At 63.1% G+C, this 2,251-nt stretch carries 3 protein-coding genes; all 3 read right to left on the bottom strand.

Annotated elements, in window-relative coordinates:
• Nucleotides 1-110 precede the first annotated feature (110 nt).
• Nucleotides 111-410, bottom strand: a complete 300-nt coding sequence (locus tag NKI95_RS34155) for a hypothetical protein (RefSeq protein WP_352722241.1) — start codon at nt 408-410, stop codon at nt 111-113.
• Between the two features lie 58 nt (nt 411-468).
• Nucleotides 469-792 (bottom strand): DUF736 domain-containing protein, encoded by a 324-nt coding sequence (locus NKI95_RS34150; protein WP_352693587.1) that lies wholly within the window; start codon nt 790-792, stop codon nt 469-471.
• 711 nt (nt 793-1,503) lie between these two features.
• A complete protein-coding gene (locus NKI95_RS34145; protein ID WP_352722243.1) occupies nt 1,504-2,031 on the bottom strand; it encodes a hypothetical protein in 528 nt (175 codons plus the stop codon).
• Between the last annotated feature and the right edge of the window lie 220 nt (nt 2,032-2,251).

The raw sequence follows: 2,251 nt of genomic DNA, 5'->3' as shown, positions 1-2,251 counted from the left end.
CGGCCCCACGGTGCCTGAAAGACATTGCCCACCAGCCACTCTCATTGAGAAACCCCCGGCCAGGGACCGCGCGGTCGCCGGGCTTTTGGGGCACGTTCGCCCAGTCGGGCTCATTGAGGCGGCGCCCGATCAGCCACAGCCGCCTTGTCTTCGATGAGTTTCGCCGCGAGATCCGCCGGCAGCGGCATGAGATCGTAGCCGTGTAAGATGGTTGCATGGCGAAGATCCTCAAGCGCTTCGAACGCGCGATCGCGGGTGCCAAGCCAAAGACCGGGCTCGTCGGTTTCATCGTGCGGGAACGCGTGCAGGAAGTAGGTCCGAAGCGGTGGGTCGTAGCCGATGACGGCGTCTGGATCCGAGCGGACCTGTCCGGTGACGGTGCCACTGACGGTGATGGTATAGCGGCTCATTGCAACCTCCTTTTGCCGGTGGGGAAGCCGGCCCCTTGCGGAGCCGGCCACCGATGCCTCACTGGGGGTTGTTCCAGAGGATGACCTTCTTGTTCTCCTCGCCGCCCGGGGCGGGTGCGAGGTTGCCGAAGATGACGCCGATCTCGGGGGCTTCCAGCTTGACCGAGAGGTACTCCTCGCCCGAACGCTGGGAGGTGCGGTGCCAGCCGGCTCCGATCTCGAAGCCCGTGCGCTTGTTGACGATCCGGTAGTCGGGCGCGTCCTCGCGAGACTTGTTGGTGTTCGGGATCAGGGTGATCGGGGCGTTGACCCGGAGCGTGGCAAAGACGCCTTCCATCGAGCCGTCGGACTTTGTGGTGAGGTTTGCGATCGTGGTGGCCATGGTAGTTCTCCTTCGGTTGCATCGGGACCATTCCCGATGGCGCCAAAGGAGAGGGCCGTCCTGCTGCGGTCATCTCGGCGAAAATTCTGGAAAATTCTATTTGCCTAGAAATAACGGGCAGGCCCTTCGCCTGTCCGCAGACAAAAACAGAAATCGAATTTTCCTGAATATTCGCCGAGATGTACCCCCAACGGGGGTTGACCGCACAAAGCAGGCGGTCGTCTACAAAGGCGACATGAAACGGAATGGCCCCGGATGCGGCAGATGGAAAAGAACTCAGGCCGCCATCGCTTGGCCGACGCAACGCTGCCGGATCGCACGAACAGGCTGCAGCCTCTCGGGTCATGTCGTCGGCATCGCCAACACGTCGAACAGCAGCATGGCGCGTGAACCGCCTTGCGCGTTTGGCATGGCGGCACAGCGGTTTCGAGATCGGAGCCGACTGGCAGCGAACTTCACGCCCCACGGTGGCGATGCCTCGCAGCCAGGTTGGATGACCAAGCAAGCCAGGATGTTCGGCACGCTTGTACCCGCTTCAGATGCGAGACGGGTCAAGATGATCATGCTGCACAATGCCCCGCGGCTCTGCGCGTGGGCCGGATTCGAAGTAGGGTTGGCCCCGGCCGTTCATACAAGTGGAGTTGGGCGCGGAGCCGGATCAAGCATATCGGAGATCGGACCCACCGGGCTGTCGGGGAAACCGCCCGTACATCATCCTGGCAACGCCAGACGCTCGTCCGGCGTCATGCGGGCTTCGGCCTGGCGGCGAATGTCCGGATCGACATGGCGCAGCATGGCGCACCAGTCTTCCACATTGTACGTCGTCGCCATGCGGCCCCTGGCCAAATCGTAAATGACGCACGGCTTGTTCGCGATGGCGAGCCGAAATACGTTGACGGCCGTACCGGGTGATGCGCCGTCCCAGACCATCATGCCAAAGTCGGCGCGCCGCGCCATCTCCCGGTCCTTGGCGGCGTGGACCCAGTATCCTTCGGCGCCCTCAGGAGCAGGAACATGGTAGGCAGCCCAGTCGCCCAGATTGTTGCGGGGTTCCTTGCCCGCATGGAAGACCCCGACATGTTCGTAGCCGTAGCCAGCGAGCAGGCCCTGCGCCTCGGCATCGGCTCCGGGCGCGTCGCCAATCAGCACGCCGTGCTCGGCAGCAACGATTGCGCCGATGCGAGTGATAGCAGGTTCCGGCAGCTCGAATATCTCGCGTGATCCACCTACGAATATCATCGACACGGTGATTTTCCCTTCTCTCCAGCGTCCCCCGCCCCGCGCCGGCCGCCCTCTCCCTCTAGCCCTGCGCGAGGGATCGTCACCCGAAGGCCGAGACGGCGAAGCCGGCTCGGGGAGCGGCGGGACGCCGCGACTAGAGCGGTTCCCCCTTTGACGGAATCAAAGGGGATTCCAGATTTATCTGTTTTGTGATTCAAGATGCTGGCTGGAGTGGAGG

Origin of the sequence: Mesorhizobium sp. M0306, from assembly GCF_040321655.1 — a bacterium.
Lineage (GTDB): Bacteria > Pseudomonadota > Alphaproteobacteria > Rhizobiales > Rhizobiaceae > Mesorhizobium.
Note: the sequence above shows the minus strand (reverse complement) of the source record. Positions and strands in the feature narration are given on the sequence as shown.